Source organism: Proteus sp. CA142267, assembly GCF_003336825.1.
GTDB lineage: Bacteria > Pseudomonadota > Gammaproteobacteria > Enterobacterales > Enterobacteriaceae > Proteus > Proteus terrae.
In genome coordinates, this window is sequence record NZ_QPMG01000027.1 from 1 (window position 1) to 579 (window position 579).

The 579-nt window shown below is 27.6% G+C and carries 2 protein-coding genes; both read right to left on the reverse strand.

Features of this window, described 5'->3' with window-relative positions:
* On the reverse strand, positions 1–203 hold a 203-nt coding region (locus C0T34_RS18080; protein WP_114399075.1), incomplete at its 3' end, for a DUF523 domain-containing protein.
* Between the two features lie 100 nt (positions 204–303).
* Positions 304–579, reverse strand: a 276-nt coding sequence (locus C0T34_RS18085) for a phosphate-starvation-inducible protein PsiE (protein ID WP_109850600.1), incomplete at its 5' end; no start/stop codon positions are given.

Sequence of the window (579 nt, forward strand, 5' to 3'; positions counted from 1 at the left end):
CTTGGTGTAGGTAAACCAATAGCCATCTCAGGACAAGCCGATTGATATTCAAAATAATCAGATAGTTCATCTACGGCAAGATGAAAGCGCTTATGACCACCATCAAACCTAACATTATTCCCTAATAAACAAGTGCTAATCCCTACAATAATTTTTTTACCAACAAAATTATTTTTGTGAATATCTGTAACAGAGTTAAACATTCTTACTACCTCATATGAAACATTCATATAATCTGATTATAGTAGATCATAACTGTATTCATATTAGTAAGATTATGCTTTTTTTACTACTTTTATAATTTTAATTAGGTTTCAATCTTTCAGCACTAGAAATATATAATGCAATAACAAGTAGCAGTATCGTTCCTGAGTAAACAATAAGTAACTGAGGATTTTTATGTTCAACAACAATTAACCTAATTACCGCAGTTATTGCAATATAAATAAAATATTGCAATGGAAAGTGATAATTCGACTGAAAATATTTAATAATTAATGCAATAAATTCAAAATAAAGAAAGTAAATGATAAGTCCATCAACTAATAAATAAATTGAAACTGGATCACTAACTGTAAA